This is a genomic window from Marivita lacus (genome assembly GCF_014637725.1).
GTDB classification, from domain to species: Bacteria; Pseudomonadota; Alphaproteobacteria; order Rhodobacterales; family Rhodobacteraceae; genus Marivita; species Marivita lacus.
The window spans coordinates 1-1400 of sequence record NZ_BMFC01000049.1; the positions used below are offsets into that span (position 1 = coordinate 1).

Annotated in this window: 1 protein-coding gene; it reads right to left on the reverse strand. The window is 57.6% G+C overall.

The genetic code is table 11. The annotated features are described in order from the left end of the window. Positions 1–302: 302 nt before the first annotated feature. The gene (locus tag IEV82_RS23405; RefSeq protein ID WP_188484490.1) at positions 303–1319 is read right to left on the reverse strand and encodes an IS110 family RNA-guided transposase; all 1017 of its coding nucleotides are present in this window, start codon (positions 1317–1319) and stop codon (positions 303–305) included. Positions 1320–1400 lie beyond the last annotated feature (81 nt).

Sequence of the window (1400 nt, forward strand, 5' to 3'; positions counted from 1 at the left end):
AAACTCTCCAGTAAACCCGGGGCGTGTGTGGATGCCCCCTGTTTGGCAAGCATTATCTTCGATTTTCGGCGGGGCCTTCGATCGGACGTGTGTCAGGCCTCTGATTGTGGCTTTCTATGACGCCACGGGCCGGTATGCTGTTCGGAAGGCTGGGTTCACATCGGTTCAGAGAGCTGCAAGCGCTCGAGCCCCGGGTCTGAATTTCCCTGCCTTGAACTTCGAAGTCCGTATCGCGTACTCCTCGTCGATCGCTCACCCTGGCCTTGCGGCCATGTCGTGCCTTTCTCCTTCTCGGGATCAGGTCACGCCATTCGATAATTCTCCTGCTTTGTCGAAAGCGCCCAGATCATCCGAGCCATCTTGTTCGCCAAGGCAACGGCGGCCACCATCTTTGGCTTGCGCGTTACAAGTGCGGCCAGCCAGCGGTTTGCACTACCGCCTTTGCGAACCACCCAGCGGATCACGCTCATGGCGCCGACGATCAGCAATCGACGGATGTCGGTTTGCCCCATTTTGCTGACCGATCCCAGCCGTGCTTTTCCGCCAGTTGACCTTTGTCGGGGCACCAAGCCCAGCCAAGCGGCGAAATTCCGGCCACTTTCAAACGTGTCGAGATCGGGTGCGAATGCCGCAACGGCACCTGCGGTGACAGGACCGATCCCCGGAATGGTGCAAAGCCTGCGCAGTTGCTCGTCTGTCTTTGATGAGTTTTGCAACTCATCAGCAAGCTGATTAATGACCTCGGTGAGACGCGCAATCTGCTCGACATAGATCGACCCCATATGGCGGACTGGCTCTGGCAGGTCTGTGTTCTCATCAGCAAGGGAATTTTCCAGCAGCTTGAGACTTGCGGGACCTTTGGGTGCCACCAACCCAAATTCAGCCAAATGACCGCGCAGGGCATTGATAAGCTGCGTGCGCTGTCGAACCATACATTGATGCGTTCGGAAGGCGACAGCACGACCTTGCGTTTCTGCGCTCTTCACTGCCACAAACCGCATGGTTGGCCGCAACGCTGCTTCCGCTATGGCTTCTGCATCTGCGCGATCATTCTTCTGTCGTTTAACAAACGGCTTCACATACGCAGCTGGCACGAGCCGTACCTCGTGACCGTGGCTCTGCGCAAGCCGGCCCCAATGGTGCGACGTCGCGCAGGCCTCCATCGCCACTATGCAATCTGGCTGGTCAGCCAACAGCGCCGCCAGCCGTGTTCGCGACACAGCGCGGTTGAAGACAACCGCCCCATCTGGTCCAACAGCACAGACCTGAAAGCTGCCTTTTGCCAAGTCGATTGCCAAAACACTGATCTTTGATGTCATCGATGTGCCCTCCACTAAGCGAGTATAGAACCGTCATGGTATCCGATGCCGGCGGGTGGGGGCATCCACCGCATCAGTTCA

Bases quoted from the DNA above. Each gene is read 5' to 3' on its own strand.
- IEV82_RS23405 (WP_188484490.1), bottom strand. From the start codon at position 1,319: ATGACATCAAAGATCAGTGTTTTGGCAATCGACTTGGCAAAAGGCAGC.